Annotated in this window: 22 protein-coding genes and 2 pseudogenes; 23 read left to right on the forward strand and 1 reads right to left on the reverse strand. The window is 38.7% G+C overall.

Annotated elements, in window-relative coordinates:
* Positions 1 to 156 precede the first annotated feature (156 nt).
* The 5 genes from ABU914_RS03230 (at position 157) to uvrC (ending at position 5160) form a co-directional block, all read left to right on the forward strand.
* Complete coding sequence (locus ABU914_RS03230; RefSeq protein ID WP_379668319.1) at positions 157 to 753, forward strand: fatty acid metabolism transcriptional regulator FadR; 597 nt, start codon at positions 157 to 159, stop codon at positions 751 to 753.
* Positions 754 to 898: 145 nt separating this feature from the next.
* A complete protein-coding gene (locus ABU914_RS03235; RefSeq protein ID WP_379668320.1) occupies positions 899 to 1669 on the forward strand; it encodes an electron transfer flavoprotein subunit beta/FixA family protein in 771 nt (256 codons plus the stop codon).
* 62 nt (positions 1670 to 1731) lie between these two features.
* The gene (locus tag ABU914_RS03240) at positions 1732 to 2700 is read left to right on the forward strand and encodes an electron transfer flavoprotein subunit alpha/FixB family protein (RefSeq protein WP_379668321.1); all 969 of its coding nucleotides are present in this window, start codon (positions 1732 to 1734) and stop codon (positions 2698 to 2700) included.
* Between the two features lie 292 nt (positions 2701 to 2992).
* Positions 2993 to 3307, forward strand: coding sequence for a thioredoxin (gene trxA, locus ABU914_RS03245; RefSeq protein WP_379668322.1), 315 nt, complete (start codon positions 2993 to 2995; stop codon positions 3305 to 3307).
* A 74-nt stretch (positions 3308 to 3381) separates the two neighbouring features.
* The gene (gene uvrC / locus ABU914_RS03250; RefSeq protein WP_379668323.1) at positions 3382 to 5160 is read left to right on the forward strand and encodes an excinuclease ABC subunit UvrC; all 1779 of its coding nucleotides are present in this window, start codon (positions 3382 to 3384) and stop codon (positions 5158 to 5160) included.
* A 44-nt stretch (positions 5161 to 5204) separates the two neighbouring features.
* On the opposite strand, the gene ABU914_RS03255 is transcribed toward uvrC, so the two are convergent.
* Positions 5205 to 5615 carry a YslB family protein gene (locus tag ABU914_RS03255; RefSeq protein WP_379668324.1) on the reverse strand — a complete coding sequence of 137 codons (411 nt, stop codon included), beginning with the start codon at positions 5613 to 5615 and terminating at the stop codon, positions 5205 to 5207.
* 487 nt (positions 5616 to 6102) lie between these two features.
* Between ABU914_RS03255 and ABU914_RS03260 the strand changes: the two genes are divergently transcribed.
* The 18 genes and pseudogenes from ABU914_RS03260 to mscL all read left to right on the forward strand — a co-directional run bounded on the left by ABU914_RS03260 (position 6103) and on the right by mscL (position 25046).
* Positions 6103 to 6711, forward strand: a complete 609-nt coding sequence (locus tag ABU914_RS03260) for a succinate dehydrogenase cytochrome b558 subunit (RefSeq protein WP_379668325.1) — start codon at positions 6103 to 6105, stop codon at positions 6709 to 6711.
* Positions 6712 to 6742: 31 nt separating this feature from the next.
* A complete protein-coding gene (gene sdhA, locus ABU914_RS03265) occupies positions 6743 to 8512 on the forward strand; it encodes a succinate dehydrogenase flavoprotein subunit (protein ID WP_379668326.1) in 1770 nt (589 codons plus the stop codon).
* 1 nt (position 8513) lies between these two features.
* Positions 8514 to 9272: a succinate dehydrogenase iron-sulfur subunit gene (gene sdhB, locus ABU914_RS03270; RefSeq protein WP_379668327.1), complete on the forward strand. Its 759-nt coding sequence runs from the start codon at positions 8514 to 8516 to the stop codon at positions 9270 to 9272.
* 157 nt (positions 9273 to 9429) lie between these two features.
* Positions 9430 to 9693, forward strand: coding sequence for a helix-turn-helix domain-containing protein (locus ABU914_RS03275; protein WP_379668328.1), 264 nt, complete (start codon positions 9430 to 9432; stop codon positions 9691 to 9693).
* Between the two features lie 240 nt (positions 9694 to 9933).
* Positions 9934 to 10728 carry a glutamate racemase gene (gene racE, locus ABU914_RS03280; RefSeq protein WP_379668329.1) on the forward strand — a complete coding sequence of 265 codons (795 nt, stop codon included), beginning with the start codon at positions 9934 to 9936 and terminating at the stop codon, positions 10726 to 10728.
* A gap of 142 nt (positions 10729 to 10870) precedes the next feature.
* Positions 10871 to 12058: an MFS transporter gene (locus ABU914_RS03285; RefSeq protein ID WP_379668330.1), complete on the forward strand. Its 1188-nt coding sequence runs from the start codon at positions 10871 to 10873 to the stop codon at positions 12056 to 12058.
* 123 nt (positions 12059 to 12181) lie between these two features.
* Entirely contained in the window at positions 12182 to 12961 is a 780-nt protein-coding gene (locus ABU914_RS03290) for an IclR family transcriptional regulator (RefSeq protein ID WP_379668331.1), read from the forward strand.
* Between the two features lie 33 nt (positions 12962 to 12994).
* Positions 12995 to 14191: an MFS transporter gene (locus ABU914_RS03295; protein ID WP_379668332.1), complete on the forward strand. Its 1197-nt coding sequence runs from the start codon at positions 12995 to 12997 to the stop codon at positions 14189 to 14191.
* 47 nt (positions 14192 to 14238) lie between these two features.
* Positions 14239 to 15780, forward strand: a complete 1542-nt coding sequence (locus ABU914_RS03300) for a class I adenylate-forming enzyme family protein (RefSeq protein WP_379668333.1) — start codon at positions 14239 to 14241, stop codon at positions 15778 to 15780.
* Between the two features lie 24 nt (positions 15781 to 15804).
* Positions 15805 to 17832 carry an ABC transporter ATP-binding protein gene (locus tag ABU914_RS03305; protein WP_379668334.1) on the forward strand — a complete coding sequence of 676 codons (2028 nt, stop codon included), beginning with the start codon at positions 15805 to 15807 and terminating at the stop codon, positions 17830 to 17832.
* 15 nt (positions 17833 to 17847) lie between these two features.
* Positions 17848 to 18798, forward strand: a complete 951-nt coding sequence (gene nikB / locus ABU914_RS03310) for a nickel ABC transporter permease (protein ID WP_379668335.1) — start codon at positions 17848 to 17850, stop codon at positions 18796 to 18798.
* Between the two features lie 24 nt (positions 18799 to 18822).
* Positions 18823 to 19728 (forward strand): ABC transporter permease, encoded by a 906-nt coding sequence (locus tag ABU914_RS03315; protein ID WP_379668336.1) that lies wholly within the window; start codon positions 18823 to 18825, stop codon positions 19726 to 19728.
* Between the two features lie 106 nt (positions 19729 to 19834).
* A complete protein-coding gene (locus ABU914_RS03320) occupies positions 19835 to 21451 on the forward strand; it encodes an ABC transporter substrate-binding protein (RefSeq protein ID WP_379668337.1) in 1617 nt (538 codons plus the stop codon).
* Positions 21438 to 22406: an MBL fold metallo-hydrolase gene (locus ABU914_RS03325; protein WP_379668338.1), complete on the forward strand. Its 969-nt coding sequence runs from the start codon at positions 21438 to 21440 to the stop codon at positions 22404 to 22406. Before ABU914_RS03320 ends, ABU914_RS03325 begins: the two co-directional genes overlap by 14 nt.
* Before the next feature lie 190 nt (positions 22407 to 22596).
* A pseudogene (locus ABU914_RS03330) lies at positions 22597 to 22821 on the forward strand (SH3 domain-containing protein); the annotation flags it as partial.
* Positions 22822 to 22893: 72 nt separating this feature from the next.
* Entirely contained in the window at positions 22894 to 23061 is a 168-nt protein-coding gene (locus tag ABU914_RS03335) for an N-acetylmuramoyl-L-alanine amidase family protein (RefSeq protein WP_379668339.1), read from the forward strand.
* A 236-nt stretch (positions 23062 to 23297) separates the two neighbouring features.
* Positions 23298 to 23621: pseudogene (locus ABU914_RS03340) on the forward strand (N-acetylmuramoyl-L-alanine amidase); the annotation flags it as partial.
* 1068 nt (positions 23622 to 24689) lie between these two features.
* Positions 24690 to 25046 (forward strand): large conductance mechanosensitive channel protein MscL, encoded by a 357-nt coding sequence (gene mscL, locus ABU914_RS03345; protein WP_379668340.1) that lies wholly within the window; start codon positions 24690 to 24692, stop codon positions 25044 to 25046.
* Positions 25047 to 25186 lie beyond the last annotated feature (140 nt).

A 25186-nucleotide genomic window follows, 5' to 3' on the forward strand; every position in this document is an offset into this window, starting at 1 on the left:
AAGGTACTCCTCGTATTTTGTGGAATATTTTTTGTCGCAGGGATTGTTTATCTTCTTTTTTACACGTAACTAACGGTCATTGACAGGAATGAACGATACGTTAAAATAAATAATGAATGAATCATCATTCATGTCGTGGGAAAAGGGGAAAAGAATGTGACTAGATTAGGGAAAGGTAGAGGTCCAAAATACAATCAGATTATTGATGCAGCGGCAGAAGTAATAGCCGAAAACGGTTTTCACCAAGCACAAGTTTCAAAAATTGCTAAAAGAGCAAAAGTTGCAGATGGTACGATTTATCTTTATTTCAAAAACAAAGAAGATATATTAATTTCCCTTTTTCGCGAAAAAATGGGACTTTATGTTGAACGCCTCGAAAAAGCGATGCTTACAAAAACAACTGTTGAAGAGAAATTGTTTGCCCTCGTTGAAATTCATTTTAAAAACTTAAGTGAAAATCAATATTGGGCAGTTGTCACTCAACTTGAATTGAGGCAATCAGATAAACGACTTCGCGCAAAAATTAGTGAAGTGTTAAAAAACTTTTTGGCAATAATGGATGACTTAATTGAGGAAGGCAAGCAAGAAGGAATTTTTAGCCCAAACTTAGATAAGCGTCTTGCGAGGCAAATGATTTTTGGAACTATTGACGAAACTGTCACAACTTGGGTTATGAAAGATAGAAAGTACGATTTAATCTCACTTGCAAAGCCGATTCACAAGCTTTTGTTGAACGGATTAAAGGGAGATTAAACATTAATTGTAAAAAACGTAATTCAAAATTCATAAACAAATAATGCAACTTCGTTTTGGTTGTGCTAAAATGCTTTTTGTAAGAATATAAAAGCGGGCACGTGTCATTCTTTAATATTAAACTTAATTTTTAGGAGGGCATACAATGAACATTTATGTCATTATGAAAAGAACGTTTGACACAGAAGAAAAAATTGATATTCAAAACGGCGCCGTAGTAGATGACGGAGCGGAATTTATTATTAATCCTTACGACGAATATGCGATTGAAGAAGCGATTCAAAAGCGTGACGACTTAGGTGGAGAAGTAACAGTCGTTACAGTCGGAGACGAAGATGCCGAAAAAGAATTAAGAACAGCACTTGCGATGGGCGCAGATAAAGCTGTTTTAATCAATAGCGAAGACTTAGATGAAACAGACCAATTTACAACTTCAGTGATTTTAGCGAAATATTTTGAGGATAAAGAATATGACCTCATTCTTGGTGGAAACGTATCCGTAGATAAAAGTACTGGACAAGTTGGCCCGCGCTTAGCTGAATTACTTGACATTCCTTGTGTAACTACAATTACGAAGCTGGATATCGACGGAGAAAATGTAACGATTGAGCGTGACGTTGAAGGTGACCAAGAAATCATCGAAACGAAGCTCCCGGTGCTCGTAACAGCACAACAAGGCTTAAACGAACCACGCTACCCGTCTCTTCCAGGAATTATGAAAGCGAAGAAAAAGCCGCTTGAAGAAATTGATCTTGATGATTTAGACATCGATGAAGATGACGTCGAAGCAAAAACAGAAACAGTAGAACGCTATTTGCCACCAGAGAAACAAGCGGGTAAAGTTCTTGAAGGTGAAATCGCTGATCAAGTAAAAGAGCTTGTTGAACTGCTTAGAAGCGAAGCAAAAGTGATTTAACTCGAATCGAATAGGACACGAACAGACTTAATATTGGGAAACCATTATACGGAGGGATAGTAATGGCAAAGAAAGTGTTAGTATTAGGTGAAGCTCGCGGCGGGGAATTACGTAACGTATCATTCGAAGCGATCGCTGCAGGTAAAGAAATTTCCAACGGCGGTGAAGTTGTTGGTGCAATCTTTGGCGACAATGTCACAGAACTTGGTAATGAACTTATTACATACGGTGCTGACCGTGTAATCGTAGTAAATAATGAAAAACTGAAAGACTACACTCCAGACGGTTATTCACAAGCATTATTACAAGTGATTGAAAATGAAAGCCCAGATTCAGTTGTGATGGGTCATACTTCAATTGGTAAAGACTTGTCACCAAAAATTGCTGCTAAATTAGAAGCAGGCTTAATTTCTGACGCTACAGCAGTTGAAGTTGACGGTGACGATGTTACGTTCGTTCGTCCAATCTATTCTGGTAAAGCGTTTGAAAAGCAAAAATCAAAAGAAGGTACACTTATTGCAACCATTCGGCCGAATAACATTAAAGCACTTGAAAAAGACGAATCACGTAGTGGGGACGTTTCCGAACTTGATGTTGACATTAAAGATCTTCGTACCATTGTAAAAGAAGTAGTTAGAAAAACTACGACAGGTGTTGACCTTTCGGAAGCAAACGTTATTGTTGCTGGTGGACGTGGTGTGAAAAGTGCTGAAGGTTTTGAACCACTACAAGAGCTTGCCGATCTACTAGGTGGTGCAGTTGGTGCATCTCGTGGTGCATGTGATGCTGGATACTGTGATTATTCACTTCAAATCGGTCAAACAGGTAAAGTCGTTACACCAGATCTATACTTCGCATTCGGTATTTCTGGAGCAATCCAACACTTAGCAGGAATGTCAAATTCAAAAGTTATTGTGGCAGTAAACAAAGACCCGGAAGCAAACATTTTCAGTGTTGCTGACTACGGTATTGTAGGCGACTTATTCGAGGTTGTTCCACTTCTTATCGAAGAATTCAAACAAATTCTTTAGTTTTATTGAACGGGCATTTTGCCCGTTTTTCTTTATAACAGCAAAACGTATAACTCTTGGTCAAACATGACTGCGTCCTGTGGAAAAATGCCAGTACTGGCACGCACGTGTATCGTACGTGATACTGGCGAGTTAGGGAGTTTTCTTTATATGAATTGGGAACCATATGAATAATTTAGGTCTCAAATGATAGTGCTAAATGTTGCTAGGCAAAAAATTAGCGCTATCATTTTAATCATGATATACTTTTTTTACAAAACAGCTTAACTGTCTGAAGGAGGTAAATACAATAATGGCAATCCAAAATGTAACAGATCAAAACTTTGATGAAGCAACGAAAGAAGGGCTTGTACTCGCAGATTTTTGGGCGCCTTGGTGCGGACCATGTAAAATGATTGCTCCTGTATTAGAAGAACTCGATGCTGAAATGGGCGACGAAGTTAAAATTGTGAAACTTGACGTAGATGAAAACCAAGAAACAGCTGGAAAGTTTGGTGTGATGAGCATACCAACACTCATCGTATTTAAAGATGGGAAACCTGTTGATCAACTTATCGGTTTTCAGCCGAAAGAAGCATTAGTGAATACACTAAAAAAACATCAATAAATATGAGTAAATCGAAAGAGCCTGTTACGTTACAGGCTCTTTCAGCACTTCAGTATTAAAAGGATGACGACATGATGTCATTAAAAGATAAATTAGCTGTACTCCCTGAACAGCCTGGTTGTTACTTAATGAAAGACGAGTTTGGGGATATTATTTATGTCGGCAAAGCGAAAGTTATAAAAAATCGTGTGCGTTCATATTTTACTGGCTCACATGATCGGAAAACTCAGCTTCTTGTCAGCGAAATCACCGATTTTGAATATATCGTTACTTCTTCCGATCTCGATGCATTATTACTTGAGTTGACACTTATCAAAAAGCATAATCCGAAATATAATGTCATGCTTAAAGATGATAAAAGCTATCCTTATATAAAAATTACAGAAGATGAACATCCACGCTTGATCATTACAAGAAAATTAAAAAAGGATAAAGGCAAATATTTTGGTCCTTACCCGAATGCATATGCAGCGCAAGAAACAAAGAAACTGCTTGACCGAATTTTTCCATTGAGAAAATGCCGCACGATTCCTAAATCCGTTTGTCTTTACTATCATATTGATCAATGTTTAGCACCTTGTGTAAACGACATACCGGAAGAAAAGACGAAAAAAATGGTCGATGGAATTACTCGGTTTTTAAGCGGGACCGGTTATGAGGAAATTAAACGCGACCTTAAACAAAAAATGGAAAAGGCATCGAATGAATTGAATTTTGAAAAAGCAAAAGAATATCGTGATCAAATTCAACACATTGAAAAAGTGATGGAAAAACAGAAAATCTTTTTAAACGATACAACAGATTGTGATATTTTTGGATATGCGTTCGATAAAGGATGGATGTGCATTCAAGTATTTTTCATACGCCAAGGAAAGTTAATTGAACGAAATGTATCGCTTTTCCCATTTTATAATGTAGCTGAGGAAGATTTCCTTACATTTATCGGCAGTTTTTATTTACAAAAGCATCATCCGATTCCGAAAGAAATTTTTATTCCAAAAACCATTGATAAGGAATTAGTCAGTGAATTGTTAAATGCAAAAGTATATCAGCCGAAAATTGGTAAGAAAAAAGACTTAGTTACACTCGCAAATAAAAATGCAAAAGTCGCTTTATCGGAAAAGTTTGCGCTCATCGAACGAGATGAAGAACGAACAATCAAAGCAATCGAGAGGCTAGGTGAGCTGTTGAATATCGAAACACCGCATCGAATTGAAGCATTTGACAATTCAAATATTCTAGGTACCGATCCCGTTTCAGCAATGGTCGTTTTCACAGATGGGAAACCTGATAAAAAAGAGTATCGCAAGTATAAAATTCAAACGGTTGAAGGTCCTGATGATTATGCTTCGATGCGAGAAGTAATCAGGCGTAGATATACACGTCTTTTAAAAGAAAATGGTCGATTGCCAGATTTAATTCTTGTTGACGGTGGAAAAGGTCAATTATCAGTTGCTCAAGATGTATTAGAAAATGAACTTGGTTTAATCATCCCGACGGCAGGTCTCGTTAAAGATGAAAATCATCGTTCATCATACCTCGTTATCGGTGATCCGCCGAAAGAAATTGCTATGAAACGAAATAGCCAAGAATTTTACTTACTGCAACGTATCCAGGACGAAGTTCACCGATTTGCCATTTCGTTTCATCGCAGCATAAGAGGGAAGACGATGTTAAAGTCCATTTTAGATGAGATTCCTGGAGTTGGCCCGAAACGTAAAAAGCAATTAATGACACATTTTGGGACAATTAAAAAAATGAAAGAAGCAACTGAAGAGCAGTTTATCGAAGCAGGTATGCCGAAAAACGTTGCTGAAAATTTAGTCGTTCATTTAAGTCGTAAAGAAGAATAAAAATGGGTGTGCCTTATTTATACGCACACCATATCACGTTAACTTTATTGAGCTGTCTCTTTTGCATTGGATTCAACAGTAAAGAGGACTCGTTTTCGCTTCACTTGTTCCAATGTTTCCGTTACACAATCTGTCATTGTCTCATATTGTTCTGCTAAAAACCCTGCTTCTAATTTGTAATGAGTTGGTGTCGGAAGAGTCGGAATTAATTCAAACACACGTTTGTTTGTTTTTTCTTGAATAACCGAAAGTGATCCCCATGCCGCTTTTTGGAAAAAGTCACAAATTTCTTCTGTTGATGACAATGGATGCTTTCTCGCCAAATGTTTTCCTGCCCAGTATAAAATCGTTTCTTCTTCTTTTCCGAGCAATTCAGGCAGCAAGTCGTTTCGTAATAATGTATAAGCAAATGAAGATTGAATGCCCTGTTTATTTTTTAATTTTGTCTGTTGCATAAATAATTGCCCCCCTTTATAACTAACACTATTATAAAGCAAGACTTCCATTAGCGAAAGCATATGGTTAACGAGTCGTATCGGTATGAACGCAATGAATAAAGGACAGTTGATACGTGGAAGCAAGACTTAGGGCGACAGAAGGTACGTTATGCTGACGTTTGTCACATTTGTCTACCTGCTATAACACGATTTTTTCAGTTTTTTATTCGTAAGGACTAATTGTAAGCAAGACATTCACCGCGATCACAATCTTTTGATTCGCTAGAACAATAAGCAGTGAATGAATGAGCTCTGGTGTGCAGAAAACGGCACTTGAGAAAATAAAAGATGAAATGTGACGTTTCCTTGACGCTACTCATCGATGAGGTTACAATAAACTTGTTATATTTTTTCGACAAATCACGGATGGAGAGAACGATTACGAAACACCGAAAGTAGAGATAGTGGAAAAAATTTTAAGGACAACAAAGGGGGCAAATTACGAATGACGGCAACTCGAGATTTTGCAAGTCGCAGACTGCATTCCTTGCTGGGCATCATTCCGCTCGGAGTTTTTTTGTTTCAACATTTAACCGTGAACTATTTTGCGACACGAGGACCAGATGCATTTAACCAAGCTGCAAACTTTATTTCGAATCTACCTTATCTATACGTACTTGAATGGGTTATTATTTACATACCGCTTCTGTTCCATGGAATTTACGGTGTGTACATAGCGTTTCAAGCAAAAAATAATGTGAATCGGTATGGTTTCTTCCGAAATGTTATGTTCATGTTACAGCGAGTATCTGGCTTTATAACACTCATTTTTCTTGCGTTGCATATTTGGCAAACACGCATTCAAGTTATGTTCGGCGAAGTCGTTAATTACAATATGATGAATAATATTTTAACGAACCCAGGCTGGCTGACTGTTTACATCATCGGTGTTCTTACAGTAATCTTTCACTTTTCCAATGGTTTGTGGTCATTTTGTGTAAGCTTCGGAATTACGGTTACACCTCGTTCACAGCAAGTTTTGACGTATGTAACGTTAATCGTGTTTATCACATTGGCTTACATTGGATTAAGAGCAATATTTGCATTCGCTTAATTTCAACTGAAGTTCAAAGGGGGCTGACACAATGAGCAAGGGAAATGTAATTATAGTCGGCGGTGGATTAGCCGGTTTAATGGCAGCAATCAAAGTTGCTGAAGCTGGTGTAAACGTCGATTTGTTTTCAATCGTGCCTGTAAAACGCTCGCACTCTGTTTGTGCACAAGGTGGGATCAACGGCGCTGTCAATACGAAAGGTGAAGGTGACTCTCCTTGGATTCATTTTGATGATACGATTTATGGTGGAGACTTTTTAGCAAACCAACCGCCTGTTAAAGCGATGTGTGAATCTGCACCAGGTATTATTCATTTGATGGATCGTATGGGAGTTATGTTTAACCGTACACCTGAAGGGTTGCTTGATTTCAGACGCTTCGGTGGAACACAGCATCACCGGACTGCGTTTGCTGGTGCAACGACAGGACAGCAATTACTTTATGCACTTGATGAACAAGTGCGTCGTCATGAAGTAGCAGGTTTAGTAACAAAGTATGAACACTGGGAATTTTTATCAGCAATTATTGATGATGACGAAGTATGTCGAGGCATTGTGGCTCAAGATATGAAAACGTCTGAGATTAAATCGTTTTCTGCTGATGCTGTTATTATGGCAACAGGCGGTCCAGGAATTATTTTCGGTAAATCGACGAACTCTGTCATTAATACTGGATCGGCTGCAGCTGCGCTTTATCAGCAAGGCGTTTATTATGCGAATGGAGAATTTATTCAAATTCATCCAACCGCAATTCCTGGTGATGATAAGCTACGTCTCATGAGTGAATCGGCTCGTGGTGAAGGTGGACGAGTTTGGACGTATAAAGATGGGAAGCCATGGTACTTTTTAGAGGAAAAATATCCAGCTTATGGAAATCTCGTCCCGCGTGATATTGCAACGCGTGAAATTTTCGATGTTTGTGTAAACCAGAAGCTTGGAATTAATGGCGAAAATATGGTTTACCTTGATTTATCACATAAAGACCCGAAAGAACTTGATATTAAATTAGGTGGAATTATTGAAATTTACGAGAAGTTTGTCGGTGACGATCCGCGCAAAGTTCCGATGAGAATTTTCCCAGCTGTTCACTATTCTATGGGCGGTATGTGGGTTGACTACAACCAAATGACGAACATTAAAGGCTTATTCGCAGCTGGGGAATGTGACTACTCACAACACGGAGCGAACCGTCTCGGAGCGAATTCCCTTCTATCAGCGATTTACGGTGGAATGGTTGCAGGACCGAATGCTGTCGAATATATGAACGGTCTTGACAAATCAAGTGAAGAGCTTTCGTCTAATCTATTTGATCGCCATGCAAAAATGGAGCAAGAGAAATTTGATAACATTCTTGCGATGGATGGGAATGAAAATGCATACGTCCTCCATAAAGAACTTGGCGAATGGATGACAGATAACGTTACAGTTGTACGTGAAAATAAAAAGCTTTTAGAAACAGATGAGAAAATTCAAGAACTCATGGAACGGTATAAACGAATTAACATTAACGATACGGCTAAGTGGAGCAACCAAAGTACATTCTTTACTCGTCAGCTTTGGAATATGCTACACCTAGCGCGTGTCATTACTCTCGGTGCTTATCACCGTGATGAAAGTCGTGGTGCTCATTATAAGCCAGAATTCCCGGAGCGAAATGACGAAGACTGGTTAAAAACGACAAAAGCGCTATTTAATCCTGAAAAGAATGCGCCTGATTTTGAGTATGAAGACGTTGATATTTCATTAATTAAGCCACGTAAACGTGATTATACGCAAAAAAATAAAGTGACGGAGGGGAAATAAAATGAGTGAGAAAATGGTAACATTGATCATTACTCGCCAAGATTCGTCGGAATCTTCCCCTTATCAAGAGGAATTTAAAGTTCCTTATCGACCAGGTATGAACGTCATTTCCGCGTTGATGGAAATTCGTCGAAATCCGGTCAATGCTAAGGGGGAAAAGACAACTCCAGTTCAATGGGAGATGAGCTGTCTTGAGGAAGTATGTGGCGCCTGTTCAATGGTCATTAATGGGAAGGCGATGCAATCTTGTACAGCACTCGTCGACAAATTGGAACAACCGATTCGATTAGAGCCGATGTCAACATTCCCGGTCATTCGTGACTTGATTATTGATAGAAGTTCGATGTTTGATACATTAAAACGGATTAAAGCGTGGATTCCAATTGACGGGACATACGATTTAGGACCTGGACCACGTATGCCTGAAAGACAAAGACAATGGGCATACGAACTTTCAAAATGTATGACGTGCGGAGTATGTCTTGAAGCGTGTCCGAATGTAAATGTTCGCTCTGATTTTATCGGACCGTTTGCATTATCTCTTGTTCGTCTTTACAACACGCACCCGACTGGTGCTATGCATAAGGAAGAACGTTTAAATGCTCTAATGGGTGAAGGTGGAATCGAAGATTGCGGGAACTCACAAAACTGTGTGCAGTCGTGTCCGAAAGGTATTCCACTCACAACGTCAATTGCTTCGATGAACCGAGCAACGACATTGCAAATGTTTAAAGACTTCTTCGGAAGCGATAATTTATAATTCGTAAACTTGCCTCTGACACCTTACATGTTCAATGATAAACATGTAAGGTGTCTTTCTCATTGCATAAGGTAGACTTTTGTGGATTGACGGTTCAATTGATCACACAGGGTTGTATATCAACATATACTAATCAAGACTAAATCGGTTTCTAAAAATGAAAACAGTTCTGAAAGCCCGCGCAAGGAGGGTGGAAGAGTTGAAGAACCGTTATCGACCGAAGCCGCTTTTGACGAAAAGAGAACGTGAAGTATTTGAACTACTTGTTCAGGATAAAACAACGAGGGAGATCGCGAAAGAGTTGTTTATCAGTGAGAAAACGGTTAGAAACCATATTTCAAATACGATGCAAAAGTTAGGGGTAAAGGGGCGCTCCCAAGCGGTAGTTGAGCTTCTACGGCTTGGGGAATTGGAAATTTAATTAGGGCTGGCTTTCTTTGAAAGCCAGCTGCTAATTTTTTCAAAAAGTTTTAACTTGAAACAAATTGAAAAACAGAGGACAATAAAGCTAGTGGATGAGGAGCGATGCTGTAAAAGACAGTCGTTCTTCCACGCTTTTGTTAACGAGAATGATTAAATTATTGTTAATTTTATCGTCCGTTATGCTAAAGATACGGACAGTTTAGTTAAAAAATTATATTACATAACAAGAGGCGATTTTTTGGATAGACCAATTGGTGTTATTGATTCTGGTGTCGGTGGATTAACAGTTGCGAAAGAAATCATGAGGCAATTACCGAAAGAAACGATTTATTATGTCGGTGATACGAGTCGTTGTCCATACGGCTCAAGGCCAAAAGAAGAAGTTATAGCTTTTACATGGCAAATGGTTCATTTCCTACTTAAAAAGCAAATAAAAATGCTCGTGATAGCTTGTAATACGGCGACGGCATTTGCGCTTGAAGAAATTCAAGCAAAAATAGAGATTCCAGTTGTTGGCGTTGTTCACCCTGGTGCGAGAAGTGCATTAAAAAACACACAAAATATTAGTATCGGTGTGATTGGAACGAAAGGAACGATAGAAAGCAAAGTTTACGAAAGGGCGCTTCGGAGCATAAACAATGAAGTTGAAATTTATAGTAAAGCATGTGAACCGTTCGTGCCCCTTGTTGAAAGAAATTGTCTTACGGGTGATTATGCACGCTCGATCGTTCAGCAATCACTCGCTCATTTTCAAGAAACGTCTATTGATACACTTATATTAGGGTGTACGCATTATCCGTTACTGCAGCCGCTAATCCAAGAAGTCATTGGTGAAGACGTTACGGTCATTTCATCAGGTGATGAAACAGCGAGGGAAGTCAGTGCGATTCTTTATCATCACGAGTTATTGCAGACGGATGATGTTCAACCGAATCATTTTTTTTATACGACTGGTAGTCGCGCTCTATTTTCACAAATTGCGAATAACTGGTTTGGAACGCCATTACACAATATTATTGAAATCGTATTATAAAGGCTGTTCGTGAAAATCCGAAAACGGAATGGATTACGAGAACTTTGTTCTCTTTTTAATTATACACGTAATGAGTGCTTAACAGCACTCCGTTTTTTCAAAAAAATAAAGAAAATTTTGAGAAAGCGAGAACGGCACAATGATGAACAAAAACCATTTTTTCTTACTCGGCTTTATCATGTTTTTAACGATGACAGGCTATGGTATAGTACTTCCAACACTTCCTTTTTTAGCAGACAACTTGCAGTTGACGTCTTTTCAAATGGGTACACTGATTACAGGTTGGGCGACTGCCCAACTCGTAACAGCTCCTTTTTGGGGAAAGTTAGCGGATACAATCGGAAGAAAGAAAGTGCTGATTGCTGGTTTATTTGGTTTTGGAATTGCTTTTTTATTGCTTATTTTAGCGAATAGTTATTTTCAATTGTTGTTTGCGCGGATTATTGGAGCGTCCTTATCATCAGGAACGTACCCAGCCGCATTTGCAATTGTTGCCGATTCAACCGATTATAAAAACCGAAATGTGGCGATAGCAAAAATGGGAGCTCTTAGTGGGCTTGGTTTTTTATGTGGACCAGCTGTTGGAGGCATATTTGCTCAATTTGGCGTTATTGTTCCATTTGTAGTGGCAGGGTCACTCGCTTTAATTACGACTCCAATCGCATGGAAGTTTTTACAAGAACCACGACAAACAGGAGTCATTATCGGACAGCCGGAATCTTATTTTCGGTCATTTTCAATATTGCTCAAACGAGGCTATCGTGAGCTCTATGCGGTTTCACTTGGTGTGTCAATTGCCGCTTCAAGTTTTTTTGGGTTAATCGGTTATTTTATGATTGCTCGGTTTAATGCTACACCTGGTTATGTCAGTTTAGCATTTAGCATTGAAGCTGGGCTTGCAGTCATTGTTCAGTTTTTTTTACTCGAACGGTTTTACCGAATATGGAAGGAAGAAAGTGTAATGAAGCAAGGTCTAATCATTACGGTTATCGGATACGGAATGATTGCACTGTCCCCGCACTGGATGGTGATTATGGTTGGTTGCGCTTTCATTGGATTCGGGCAAGCTTGTGTACTTCCTGTCATTGTGTCGCTATTATCAAAACGTGGACAATACGGTCAAGGAATCACGATGGGAATGAATGAGTCTATGGATAGTTTAGGGAGAATGATCGGTCCGCTCATTGGTGGATTTACGTTTTCGCTTAGCATTATGTTTCCATTTCTTACGTCGGCCGCTATCGTCTTTTTATTACTTGTAATGACGATCGTTCAAGGGAAAGGAATAAAACGAGAAGATAGAGAAGGTTATGTTGAGAAAGGGGTATAAAAGCCCCTATTTTTATTCGTTATAAATAGTCGGAAAATTCTGTTGTTTTTTCACTGTTGTATGATAAACTAAAATTAAATCATATATGTGAAGTTAATTTCATATTTATGAAGTAAAGGAGGATTGCTGCAGATTAAAAAAGAATCTCGAAAAAATCTAGTACCATCTGTTAATAAAGCGTTCGATATCGTTACGTTATTGTTTAGAAAAGGCAGTCTCACCTTGAAAGATATCACGTATGAGTTAAAAATACCTGCCAGTACGTGCTACAACATCGTGTCTACGCTAGAACATCGCGGGGTCATCCAAAAAGATGGTCAAACGAATTGTTATGAGTTAGGCATGTCATTAATGAAATGGGGATTAAAAGCGTATAACAATGTCGATATACGGAAAGTGGCAGTCAAATATTTGTACAAATTAGTCGAGCGCTTTAATGAGACAGCAACGGTCACAGTTTTTAATCAAGCTTCGTATGAAAGTATCGTTATTGATGTCGTTGAAGGAACTGAATTATTGCGAACATCACCTAGAATAGGCGCAAGATATCCACTCCATGTTACAGGAGCAGGCATGTGTTTTTTATCAAGCTTGCCAGCTGATGGATTAACGAATTATTTTGAATTAATTCAAGGAGAACAGCTTATCCGTCCAATCTCTGAAGAGAAAATTAGAGCGAATTTACAAAGCATTAAAGAGAATGGGTATGCTGTTACGGTAAATGAACTTGGCACAAATGCAGCATCTGTAGGAGCAGGAATAAGAAATAATGTGCAAGAAATTCATGCAGCCATTAGCATTTCGGGACCTGCAGAAAGAATGAAAGAACAAATACCAGAAATGATTAAGGCAGTGAAAAGTTATGCAGATGAAATAAGTACTCGGTTGTATGGTAACCAGTGAGTGTGTGTAAAGACAGAAAGAAGTTGAGTTTCTATGCTCGAGCGGAGAGTATTTTTATTGCTCGGTTTCATCATTTTTTTAACAATGACCGGCTATGGAATTGTATTACCGACCTTACCTTTTGTCGCAGACCGTCTTAATTTAACATCTTTTCAAATGGGAACGTTAATTACAGGCTGGGCTGTTGCGCAATTAGCGACGGCTCCATTTTGGGGAAGACTTACAGATACTTGGGGACGAAAACATGTATTGTTATTTGGTTTATTTGGGTTTGCGGTCGCTTTTTTTCTACTTGTTTTTGCACAGTCTTATTGGCAACTTTTATTTGCTCGTGTCATTGGTGCCGTTTTATCTTCGGGAACACTACCTGCTGTCATTGCTCTCGTCTCAGATTTGACTGATTTAAAGCATCGTAACGTTGCGATTGCAAAAATCGGGGCGATTAACGGGCTTGGTTTTCTTTGTGGCCCTGCAGTTGGTGGCTTGTTCGCTCCGTTTGGTGTTAATGTTCCTTTTATCGTTGCAGGGACATGTGCTTTTATTACGTTGCCAATTGCAATGAGGTTTTTGTTCGAGCCTGAAGCTAAAACGACGTTAAAGCGCGATCAAGCGACTGTTTTTAAATCATTAACAATGGTGACTAGAAAAGGGTATTGGCAGTTTTTTATCGTTACGTTCGGTGTCTCGATGGCAGCGTCAAGCTTTTTTGGGTTATTAGGATATTTTATGATTGAAAGATTCAATGCTTCTCCAGTCATCGTAAGTTTAGCATTCAGTACTCAAGCAGGAGTATCCGTTATTGTCCAATTTTTTTTCCTAGAAAAGTTTTATCAATGGTTTGAAGAAGAATCGCTCGCAAAATTTGGGCTATTATTCATTACAATCGGCTTTAGCTTTATCGCATTTTCGCCTCATGCGAGTATCGCGATTATTGGATGTTTGTTTACCGGCTTTGGGCAAGCTTGTGTAAATCCAACAATTTTATCAATTTTGTCAAAACGTGAAACATACGGTCAAGGGATAACGATTGGTATGCATCAAGCGATGAACAGTCTCGGACGAATTGTTGGACCACTTCTTGGTGGCGCGATCTTTTCAATCCTCATATCAGGTCCATTTTTAACTTCTGCGGTCATCGCATTATTATTATTTTTTATCGTTCTTTTAAGCAGTCATAAAGAAACAGCCGATGCCGATTTGATAAAAAAAGAAAAAGGCTCATACGTATAGGTGGATTTTTCTGAAAATAAACATACTTCAAAAAATGGAGGGGTAAGATGCTGCTTTCTAATTTAATCCATGAAAATATCGAGAAATACGGTGAATATTCACTGCTTTATTATGAGGATGAAGTGATTTTGAATGTTCAGATCGAAAAAATCGGAAGGCAGTTTGCACAATTTTTAGCTTCTTTAGGAATTTCGAAAGGCGATCGAGTCCTCGTTTGTATGCCGAACCGACCGGAAGTTGTCTATGCCTATCAAGGAATTCTTCGTTCTGGTGCGATTGTCATTCCCGTTATGCATTTACTTCATGAAAAAGAAATTAATTTTATAATAGACAATTCTGAAGCGAAAGCGGTTATTACTTCTTCTGATATTCTTCCTAAAATTAAGCGTGCTGTAAAACAGCTTCCTCAGCATATTAAAATTGTTTCGGTTGATTCTACCGAACTGAGGCAAATGAATCAGGTTGAAATTGTTCAATGGTCAAAATCAATTTCCGTCAACCAATTATTCGATGAAAAAAAACTAAAAATACAAGAATCAGATACAGCGGTCATTTTATACACATCAGGTACGACGGGAAAACCGAAAGGCGTTATGCTGACACATCGTAATTTATCGGCAAATTTACTTGCAAGCGCTCAACTTCAACCAGAAGATGAACGAGGAACGACCCTAGGAATATTGCCACTCGCTCACGTGTATGGGTTTGGTGTTATGAATGGTTGCTTTTATCGTGGGAATTCAGTTGTAATTTTTTCAAAATTTGATGTCGACAAAGTGTTTCAAGCGATTGAAAAACATAAAGTGAAAAGCTTTGCGGCTGTTCCTGCAATGGTTCATGCGATGTTGTCAAGCTCAAATTCCTCTAAGTATGATCTATCAAGTCTTGAAGCAGTCGGATCTGGTTCTGCTGCACTTCCTATCAGTTTGCGAACTAAGTTTCAAAAGAAATTTAATGTTGAGGTTCGCGATGCATATGGCTTATCAGAAGCATCTCCAGGTGTAGCAACACAGCGGAGGGATATGCCGATTAAAGAAGGGTCTGTCGGTGTGCCTTTGCCAGGTGTACAAATCAAAATTGTCGACGATGATGGAAAAGAACTTCCGACTGGGGAAGTTGGTGAACTTATTGTGAAAGGAGACAATGTCACACCTGGTTATTATAAAAATCCAAAAGCTACGAAAGAAGCATTGAAAAACGGCTGGCTCCATACAGGGGATATGGCAAAAGTTGATGAAGATGGCTACTTGTATATCGTTGATCGAAAGAAGGACTTAATTATCCGTGGCGGCTTCAATATTTATCCCCGTGATCTTGAAGAGTTGATCGTTAAGCACGAAGCTGTGTCTGAAGTGGCGGTTATAGGGGTTCCGTCGGAGCGAATGGGAGAAGAAGTAGTGGCTTGTGTTGTGAAAAAAGCTGGTTATGACGTAACGGAGTCACAATTAATTGAATATTGCCAACAACATTTAGCTAAGTATAAAACACCGAAACAAATTATCTTTTTTGACGAGCTCCCAAGGAATGGCGTCGGCAAAATATTAAAAATAAAACTAAAAGAACTATATGCGAACCATTACTCTGCTTAGTTCAACGAAGGGAGGATATACGTGATGGGAGGAACATTACCAATATTGCAAGTTGAACGAATTAAAACAGAATTTAAAACACGCAAAGGAAGATTTGAAGCATTAAATAATATTTCTTTCCATATTCATAAAGGAGAAACGGTTGCCATTGTCGGTGAATCCGGTTCTGGAAAAAGTGTATCTGCATTGTCGATTATACAGTTATTAGAAAAATCAGGCCAGGTCACTTCAGGTAGCATCCTTTTTAACGATGTAAAGTTGAACAAATTGTCAGAAGAAGACATCCGTAAAATTAGAGGAAAAGAAATTGCTATGATTTTCCAAGATCCAATGACGTGCTTAGATCCTGTTTACACAATCGGTGATCAAGTCATTGAAAGTATTAAAATTCATGAAAATTTATCGAAACAAGCGTATTATGATCGTGCACTTGAGCTATTGAAACTTGTCGGGCTACCTGATCCAGAAGAGAGGATGTCAAGTTACCCGCATCAACTGTCTGGGGGACAACGACAAAGAGTAATGATCGCAATAGCACTCGCATGTAAGCCAAATGTTCTCATTGCTGATGAACCGACAACTGCGTTAGATGTCACCGTACAAGCGCAAATTATGGAATTACTTAAACAGCTTCAAGCGGAGTTAGGAACTGCGATTATTCTAGTAACACACGATCTCGGAGTCGTTGCTGAAATGGCAGATCGTGTCGTTGTCGTCTATGCAGGACAAGTTGTTGAAGAAGCAGAGGTACGAGCGCTTTTTGCTAACCCAGAACATCCTTATACAGAAGCGCTATTAAAAAGTATTCCAAGAATTGAAACACGGAAAGATGAACAGTTACTAGCAATTAAAGGCTCTGTTCCAAGTTTAGGAAATATGCCTTCTGGCTGTCGTTTTCATCCCCGTTGTGATTATGCTGGCAACATATGCAAAACGAGCGAACCTCCCGTTTATAAAGTGAATCATAATCACATGAGCAAATGCTGGTTAAAAAATGAACATGAAGCAATGAAGCTTTTAAATAATGCAGAACAAAAAGCGGAGTTGATAGAAGGAGAGCACAAGAATCCGAATATAAAAAAGGTTGTAGAAGAAAAACTGCTCAACGTTGAAAATCTTAAAAAACACTTTCCGATTACGAAAGGAATTTTATCTAAAACCGTTGGTTATGTGCGAGCAGTCGATGGTGTGAATTTAACGATTCACAAAGGGGAAACCGTCGGTCTTGTTGGCGAATCTGGTTGTGGCAAATCAACCGTTGGAAGATTAGTGACAGGTTTATTAAAGCCAACCGCTGGTCGTATTCAGTTTAATAATGAAAGCTTAGAATCGATGACGCGAGCAACGATGAAAACGTTGCGTCGCAAAGTTCAGTTTGTTTTCCAAGACCCGTATAGCTCTTTAAACCCAAGGATGATCGTTAAAGATATTATTGGTGAACCGTTAGAAGTGCATGATCTGTTGAAAGGAAATGATAAAGTTGAAAGAATTACACAACTATTAGAAACGGTCGGTTTGTCTAGAGAAGATATTCATAAGTTTCCTCATCAATTTTCTGGGGGACAAAGGCAAAGAATTGGAATTGCTCGTGCGTTAGCTACTGAGCCAGAATTGATTATTTGTGACGAGGCTGTCTCCGCATTAGATGTGTCCGTACAAGCGCAAATTTTAAATCTATTAAAAGAATTACAACAGAAAATAGGTTTAGCATATTTGTTTATTTCTCATGATTTAAACGTTGTCAAATACATTTCCGATCGAGTGTCTGTCATGTATTTAGGAGAAATTGTTGAAGTTGCATCAGCTAAATCGCTTTTTGAAAAACCGCTGCATCCGTATTCACAAGCCTTGATTTCAGCAGTTCCAATCCCTAATCCAAATGAAAAAAGAGAGCGAATTATATTAAAAGGTGAGGTGCCTAGTCCATCTAATCCCCCTAAGGGATGCAAGTTTCATACACGATGTGTGCATGCAACAGACATTTGTCAACAAGTTAAACCAATGATGAAAGATGTTTTACCAGGTCAGTCTGTCGCTTGTCATCTCTATTAAGGGGAGGATCGTGAAATGTTTGAGTATGCCGTGCGAAGATTACTGTATGGAATCGTTGTATTGTTTATCATGGTCACATTCGTTTTTGTCGTTATGAGACTTGTGCCGGGAGATGTTGTGAAGCTTCAACTAGCCGATGCTGGAGCTGTTACCGAAGAACAGATCGAAGCGATCGAAGCAGAGCTCGGTTTGGATAAGAGTATTGGTGCACAATTACTTGATTGGGCATCTCATGCGATACGTGGAGATTTAGGAACATCATTATGGTCGAAACAGCCGGTAACGGAAATGATCCTCGAACGATTACCAGTGACGCTACAACTAACAGGGATGGCTGTCGTTATTGCGATCGTTATCGGTATCCCAATCGGTGTCATTTCCGCGGTCAAACATCATTCATTTGTTGATAACTTTTTAAGAATTACAGCTATAGGTGGGCTGTCGATTCCAAACTTTTGGCTCGGTTTAATCTTAATAACGGTGCTGTCTATTTTTTTTAATTGGATTCCGCCATTAGGTTATCAGCCATTTACGGAAAACCCTATTGTTAATTTCCAACAGATGATTTTGCCTGCCATCGTTTTAGCTGTTGCGTTAAGTGCGAGTATTATTCGAATGACACGTTCAGCTTTACTAGAAGTTTTACATTCTGATTTCATTCGCACAGTTCGGGCGAAAGGTGCGAAAGAGCGCCTCGTTATTTATAAACACGCTTTGCGTAATTCACTCGTTTCTATTATTACGTTAATCGGTCTTCAAATCGGTACATTATTAGGTGGCACTGTCGTATTAGAGTCAATATTTTCACTACCTGGCTTAGGCAGTTTGATTTTTGAAACCGTGAGTACACGGGATTACCCAGTTGTACAATCAACAGTACTTGTTTTTGGTGGCATGTTTTTACTCGTTAATTTATTTGTCGATATGATGTATGGCTGGGTGGATCCGAGAATTCGCAATAGTTAATGGAAACATACGAGGGGTGAAAAAATGGAACACGTCCAGTTAGATTCTGAGTATTCTAGAAACCGTATGCAAATGACACAAAGAAAAATAAGTAAATTTGCAGATGATTGTAAGCGTTTTATAAAAACGCAGCCCGTAGGAGCTGTTTCACTCGTATTTATTTTTCTCGTCGTTATTGTGGCGATTTTTGCACCTGTCCTTGCACCCCATGATCCTGTTGCGCAAAATAGACAAGCATTTCTTGCGACACCAAGTGCACAACATGTTATGGGGACGGATGATCTTGGTCGAGATGTGTTTAGTCGGATTATTTTTGGTGCAAGAATTTCATTGCTCGTTGGGTTTGCATCTGTCTTTTTTTCAATGATTTTTGGAATCGTGTTCGGGGTCGTATCAGGATATTTTGGCCGTTGGATTGACATGGTTATCCAGCGGATTATGGATGCAATCATGGCAATTCCGCCGTTAATTTTAGCGTTATTCGTTGCTGCTTTGTTAGGACCTGCAATCCGAAATGTCATTATCGCACTTGTAATTGTTGAGACACCAAGATTTGCAAGAATCGTTCGTGGAGAAATGTTACGCATCCGTGAAATGAATTACGTCGAAGCGTCACGTTCGGTTGGCGCAAGTGCATTTAGAATTATTCACAAGCACGCATTACCTAACATGGTTGCTCCGATTATTATTCTTTCAAGCTTAGCGTTTGGTGCTTCGATTATTGCTGAAGCTTCGTTAAGTTTTTTAGGCATCGGAACTCCGCCACCGCACCCGTCTTGGGGGCTGATGTTAAGTGGAGCAAGTCGTTATATGGAAAATGCGCCTTGGCTTGTGCTGTTCCCTGGTCTTGCTCTCGGATTATGTGTGTTAGCGTTCAACTTACTAGGTGATTCTTTACGAGATTTTCTCGATCCGAAAATATCGTCATAAATGTCATAATTATATAGTCTAGGTCGCTTTTGCTCGTGTCTGGTTAACGCACATTTAAGCACCCAATAATGCGTTTGTATGATTAAGTAAAGGGAGGAAACACAGGATGATTCGTAAACATTGGAAGTTTATGTTCAGTTTATTAGTTGCGGTTCTTTTTCTTGTAGCGTGTAGTGAAAAAGCAACACACGAAAAAAAACAACCTGGCAACGAAGGCGCATCAGACGAACCGAAATACGGAGGAACGTATACGATTGTTACAGCAGCGGATCCAGATATGCTTGACCCTCATAAGTCCTCATCGATTTACACACACGGATATATGGGGCTCGTCTACAATAAGCTCGTAACGTATGAAATAGGTCAAAACGTTGATTACACAGATTATAATATCGTTGGTGATTTAGCGGAAGAGTGGGAAGTATCAGAGGATGGTAAAGTGTACACGTTTTATTTACGTGAAGCCTACTGGCATGATATGGAGCCTGTTAATGGTAGAAAAGTCGTTGCACAAGATGTTGTAGCGACGATGAATCGAATTATGACATTGCCCGGACATCAAGCTTCATTGCTGCAAGAAGTAGAGAAAGTTGAAGCGAAAGATGATAAAACGGTTGAATTTACATTGAAACAGCCGTTAACTCCATTTATAAACTTTATTGCCAATCATTTTATGTGGATTTTGCCACAAGAGGCAGTTGATGGTGAGATTGATTTGACAACAACTGCAATCGGTACAGGACCGTTCATGCTTGAAAAATGGGATGATAATGTTAGCGCAACATTTATAAAAAACCCGAATTTTTTTGAAGAAGGAAAACCGTACCTTGATAAGGTGGAATACTTAATCATTCCAGATGTCGGAGCGCAAATCGCGGCCTTCCGTACGGAAGAAGCGGATGCCATTTCGCTTATTTCACCAGAAGAAATCGAAAATATATTAAAAACAAACCCTGATACAGTCATTAATGAAGTGCTAATCCCTACACAAATTCAAGTGTCGATGAACATGGAACGCGAACCGTTTGACGATCTCCGTGTCCGGAAAGCGATTAGTATGGCGATAGATCGGAAAAATGCAGTTGAACGTATTTTCGGCGGAGGGGAAGTTAGTGCGCCCGTTAATCCACATTTGAGTGACTGGACGTTGCCAAAAGAAGAAAGAGAACAACTGCAACCGTTTGACCAAGAGAAAGCAAAGGAATTACTTGCTGAAGCAGGCTATCCTGATGGATTTGACACGACAATAATGGCAACAACAGCATATGGAGAGCAACCAGTAAGAATGGCTCAATGGGTCGTTGAAGATTTGCGTTCAATTGGTATAAATGCCGAGCTTGAGATTGCTGAATATGCGACGTTTTACACGGAGAGATATCCTAACAAAGATTATGATATCGTCGTTACGTATCAAACGTATTTTCAAGAAGCGGATGAATGGTTACGTACACAGCTTCTATCAGACTCATCACGTAATTGGTTTGGTGTGAATGATCCAGAGCTCGATAAAATGCTAAACGAGCAACGCGTGCTCCTTAATGAAGAAGAAAGGAAAATGAGAGTTCATGATATTCAGCGGTATGTGCTTGAAAATGTAGTCAATCCAATTCCGTTAGTTACTAACAGTGTTTACTCACCAAGACACCCGTATGTGAAAAACTACCATCCGCATGCGTCGTATGGAAATATTCATATGAAGGATATTTGGCTTGACAAAGAGTAATAAAGGAAATATAGAAAAAATTGCATTGACAACTAACTGGCCGGTTGGTCCAGTTAATGTGTACCTTATTTATGGAGAGAAATTAACGTTGGTGGATACGGGGTTAAAAAGTGAGAAAACTTGGAGAGAGTTAAACGGTAGTTTAAATAAATTAGGTTTTACCATTCAAGATATTGAACAAATTGTTATTACTCATCACCATAGCGATCACGCCGGGATGCTTGACTGGATTTTAAAAGAAAATTCTATTCCAGTATATGCCCATGAACATGCAGCGCCTTACTTAAAGCGAGAACGTCATTATTTACGTTGGAGTGATTTATTTTTTAAACAACTGTTCTATGAGTTTGGTGTTCCACGTGAGTTGATTGATCATGTTCCTCGTAAAGATAGAAATCGAAAACCAATAGAAGCGTTCGACTTAAAAATTGTGAGTGAAGGGGAACAAATACCGAATTTACACGGATGGACTGTGCTTGAAACGAAAGGACATTCACAAGATCATATCTCACTCGTACATGAAGAATCACAAACGTTCATATGTGGAGATCATATTATTAAAGGTATGCCTGCAGGGATATTTATCGATGCTCCAATAGTCGGAAGGGAACGTGCCAAACCATTATTACAGTACATGGAAAGCTTAAATCGTTGTTTCACATTAAATATAGCGAAAACCTTCTCTGGTCACGGTCCTGTCATTCATAACTTGACGGAAGTCATTCAAGAACAACTAAGACGAATTGAGCATCGTGCAAAACGTGTGAAGCGTGTCCTTGCAAATCATTGTATAACTGGATTTGACATCATCCAATTGTTGTATTCAAAGCGTTATAAACAGTCTTTAGGATTGTTTGTTTCTGAGACACTAAGCATGCTTGATTTGTTAATTGAAAGAAAGGAGGTTCTAGCTCATAAAAGAAATGGCATTCTATTTTACCGCTTGGTAAAATGATGTTTTGAAAATCGAAGCTGGTACCAAGTTGAGAAAACGTATTCGATTAATAGTTCGAATACGTTTCTTTGTTTAGAGTACTTCTCAGTTTCGTTTTCCGTTTTAGTAAATATTTGTACATGCCATTGAAACGTTTAAAGTAGGCACTAATTCATTAAAAGTGAGGACGTAGCTATCTAATCAAGCAGATGAGATAGGTTTGTTATCTCGAGGCACCGAAGTAACCGTGTTTGAAATAAAACACGGTTGGACAAAAATCGAGTACGAAGGACAAACTGGTTGGATCGCTTCACACTACTTATACGAATTGCCTGCAAAATCAGTCACGGTCATCACGAATGGAGTTCGATTGAGAAGTAATCTAGGTACTAATTCTGCCATTATTGGTCACGCTGAATTTGGGGAAACTTTCTAGTAGATTGAGTCAAAAGGAGACTGGAAACATATTCATTTAAATGATGGACGCTCAGCATGGATTGCAGGGTGGTTGGTATCAGGGGGGACAATCATCCTCAATGCCGGCCACGGTGGATATGATCCCGGTGCTATTGGGATAAGTAGTGTACTAGAAAAAGAGCTGAACTTACGTACTGCTCAAATGGTGAAGAATAAGTTACAAAACGGTAACGTCAAAAGATTTATGAAAACTCTCTGAAAACTGAAGGCTTGACATTGAGCCTCCACGAGCATGACTCTTTACGCAAAGACGCAGCAATCCTGTTGCGTAAGGCTTTATAGCCTATCATTCTCGTCACTCAATGTAAAGCCTCAGCGGGAAAATGATGTTAAGCTCCTCTCATAAAGGGGGGAGAACACTTTTTGCCCTTAGTTCATTAATACCAAGGGTTTTACAGTTATTCATTAAAAAACTTTTGACAATACGTACAAAACGCTGGGGGTAAAGTAATTATAACTAGAAGTGGTGATAAGCATATTCCTTTACATGAAAGAACGTATTTAAGTCAAGTATTTCCTTTGGCAATATTTATTTGTCTTCATCATAACGCACATATAAATTCGTCTGTAAACGAGATCAACACGTTTTATTATCATCCATCTGCTAAAACGTTATCAAATTCGATTCAAAATCAGTTAGAGAATCAGATCTCATTGCGTAGTAATGGTACACGATTTGGGAATTACTACGTTTTAAGAAATAATCATCAGAATGCAATTTTGATAGAATTCGGCTTTATTACAAATCCAAATGACTGAATGGTTATACAATCAGAAAGTTATCAAAATCAAGTAGTAGACGCGATTGTTCAAGGACTAATAAACTATTTACGTTAGTCAAACACTTATAAAATCAATACAATTGTTTTTTATTTATAGCGCGCCTAGAAAGTCTTTAATTGCTAGATATGTTAAAATGAAGTAAAAGTCAGTAAATGGTGAGAAAATAGCTAACTACACAAAAGCAAAAGCTCAACAATGGAAAACGTATATTTTTATGCGAAGGAAAGTCCAACTCATCGATTTCACGCTTGATATAATAAACTTTATACGTCCTAACATCTAGTGGGAAACGTGGCAAGATGTGAAAGGGAAGAAAGGCAGTGGAGGAGTGACGGATAAATGAATAACGAATCATAACGGAATACGGTGAAAGAGAAAGAAGTTCTTGAACGAATTGTATCTTGAACTAAAAAGAAAACCGTTATTCTCCTCGTCTAGTCCTCGGAATTTACATTCCAAAAGAGGACGACATTAGGCATCCTAACAGCAAAAGACCGTGTGGCACAAATAATAACTAAAATGGTGATTGAAGCAGACATTCACGACTGTTCGATTGGCTTTCTTACAAAACGTAATTCCCCTTAAGCGATCGCTATAATCTGCAAAGCAAGTAGAAATCAATCGTTCTTGGGTAATCGACGTTGATATCCAAGGCTATTGTGGAAACATTATCAAGACAAATAAATAAAACTTGTGGAGCAAATCGCCTTGCTTCATAGCAAGAAAAGAAACATTCGTCACAAACGTGGAAGTCTAAAGGATGTAAAAAAGAAGTTGACTATCTTTTAGTGAAGTTGGCAAGTAATTAGCAATTCGTAATGTTAAAGAAAGAAGAATGTCTGAAAGCCGTATGAGGGAAAACCTCACGGTTTAATTGTATGGAAGCAGGAAGGGGAATTGCCCTCCTGTCTGGCTTAGTAGGGTGGAAACCCCCGAATCCCGAGGACAAAAAAGCAATATCTAATTCCTGGTTTCTACTCTACTGATAGATATTAGATTATTTATAATATTGAAGTTAGAATTTGATTAGGGGAGGTATGAACTGTGTGGCAAGACTTCAAGGAGTTTGCATCTCAAGGGAATGTGTTAGATTTAGCTGTTGCAGTTATTATTGGGGCTACGTTTTCCAATATTGTTTCATCATTGGTAGATGATATTATGATGCCTCTAGTTGGTTTATTGCTCGGTGGAATAAGTTTCGAGGGATTAAAATTTTCCTTAGGGGACGCAACAATAAAATATGGAGTATTTATTCAAAACGTAGTTGACTTTGTAATTATCGCTTTTTCCATTTTTCTTTTTATACGGCTGTTAAATAAATTTAGAAAAGCACAAGATGAGGTCGAAATTAATGAACAAACAGAACTCTTAACAGAAATCCGTGATTTATTAAAAAAATAACTACTTAAATTAAACTGATATAAAGTATAAATAAGTCTTTTAAAGTAACTTGATTATACAGAGTGATGCTAGTATAGTTTCATGGACACATCTTAGTTAAGTCAATACAATCAATTTAAGGGGGATGTGTCCGATGAGTT

It is taken from the genome of Pueribacillus sp. YX66 (genome assembly GCF_041725775.1).
Lineage (GTDB): Bacteria > Bacillota > Bacilli > Bacillales > UBA6769 > Pueribacillus.

What these genes read in the sequence shown, in the direction of transcription:
- ABU914_RS03235 (WP_379668320.1), top strand. Translation starts at nt 899, where the DNA reads ATGAACATTTATGTCATTATGAAAAGAACGTTTGACACAGAAGAAAAA.
- ABU914_RS03240 (WP_379668321.1), top strand. Translation starts at nt 1,732, where the DNA reads ATGGCAAAGAAAGTGTTAGTATTAGGTGAAGCTCGCGGCGGGGAATTA.
- trxA (WP_379668322.1), top strand. Translation starts at nt 2,993, where the DNA reads ATGGCAATCCAAAATGTAACAGATCAAAACTTTGATGAAGCAACGAAA.
- uvrC (WP_379668323.1), top strand. Translation starts at nt 3,382, where the DNA reads ATGTCATTAAAAGATAAATTAGCTGTACTCCCTGAACAGCCTGGTTGT.
- ABU914_RS03255 (WP_379668324.1), bottom strand. Translation starts at nt 5,615, where the DNA reads ATGCAACAGACAAAATTAAAAAATAAACAGGGCATTCAATCTTCATTT.
- ABU914_RS03260 (WP_379668325.1), top strand. Translation starts at nt 6,103, where the DNA reads ATGACGGCAACTCGAGATTTTGCAAGTCGCAGACTGCATTCCTTGCTG.
- sdhA (WP_379668326.1), top strand. Translation starts at nt 6,743, where the DNA reads ATGAGCAAGGGAAATGTAATTATAGTCGGCGGTGGATTAGCCGGTTTA.
- sdhB (WP_379668327.1), top strand. Translation starts at nt 8,514, where the DNA reads ATGAGTGAGAAAATGGTAACATTGATCATTACTCGCCAAGATTCGTCG.
- ABU914_RS03275 (WP_379668328.1), top strand. Translation starts at nt 9,430, where the DNA reads ATGAAAACAGTTCTGAAAGCCCGCGCAAGGAGGGTGGAAGAGTTGAAG.
- ABU914_RS03285 (WP_379668330.1), top strand. Translation starts at nt 10,871, where the DNA reads ATGAACAAAAACCATTTTTTCTTACTCGGCTTTATCATGTTTTTAACG.
- ABU914_RS03295 (WP_379668332.1), top strand. Translation starts at nt 12,995, where the DNA reads ATGCTCGAGCGGAGAGTATTTTTATTGCTCGGTTTCATCATTTTTTTA.
- ABU914_RS03300 (WP_379668333.1), top strand. Translation starts at nt 14,239, where the DNA reads ATGCTGCTTTCTAATTTAATCCATGAAAATATCGAGAAATACGGTGAA.
- ABU914_RS03305 (WP_379668334.1), top strand. Translation starts at nt 15,805, where the DNA reads ATGGGAGGAACATTACCAATATTGCAAGTTGAACGAATTAAAACAGAA.
- nikB (WP_379668335.1), top strand. Translation starts at nt 17,848, where the DNA reads ATGTTTGAGTATGCCGTGCGAAGATTACTGTATGGAATCGTTGTATTG.
- ABU914_RS03315 (WP_379668336.1), top strand. Translation starts at nt 18,823, where the DNA reads ATGGAACACGTCCAGTTAGATTCTGAGTATTCTAGAAACCGTATGCAA.
- ABU914_RS03320 (WP_379668337.1), top strand. Translation starts at nt 19,835, where the DNA reads ATGATTCGTAAACATTGGAAGTTTATGTTCAGTTTATTAGTTGCGGTT.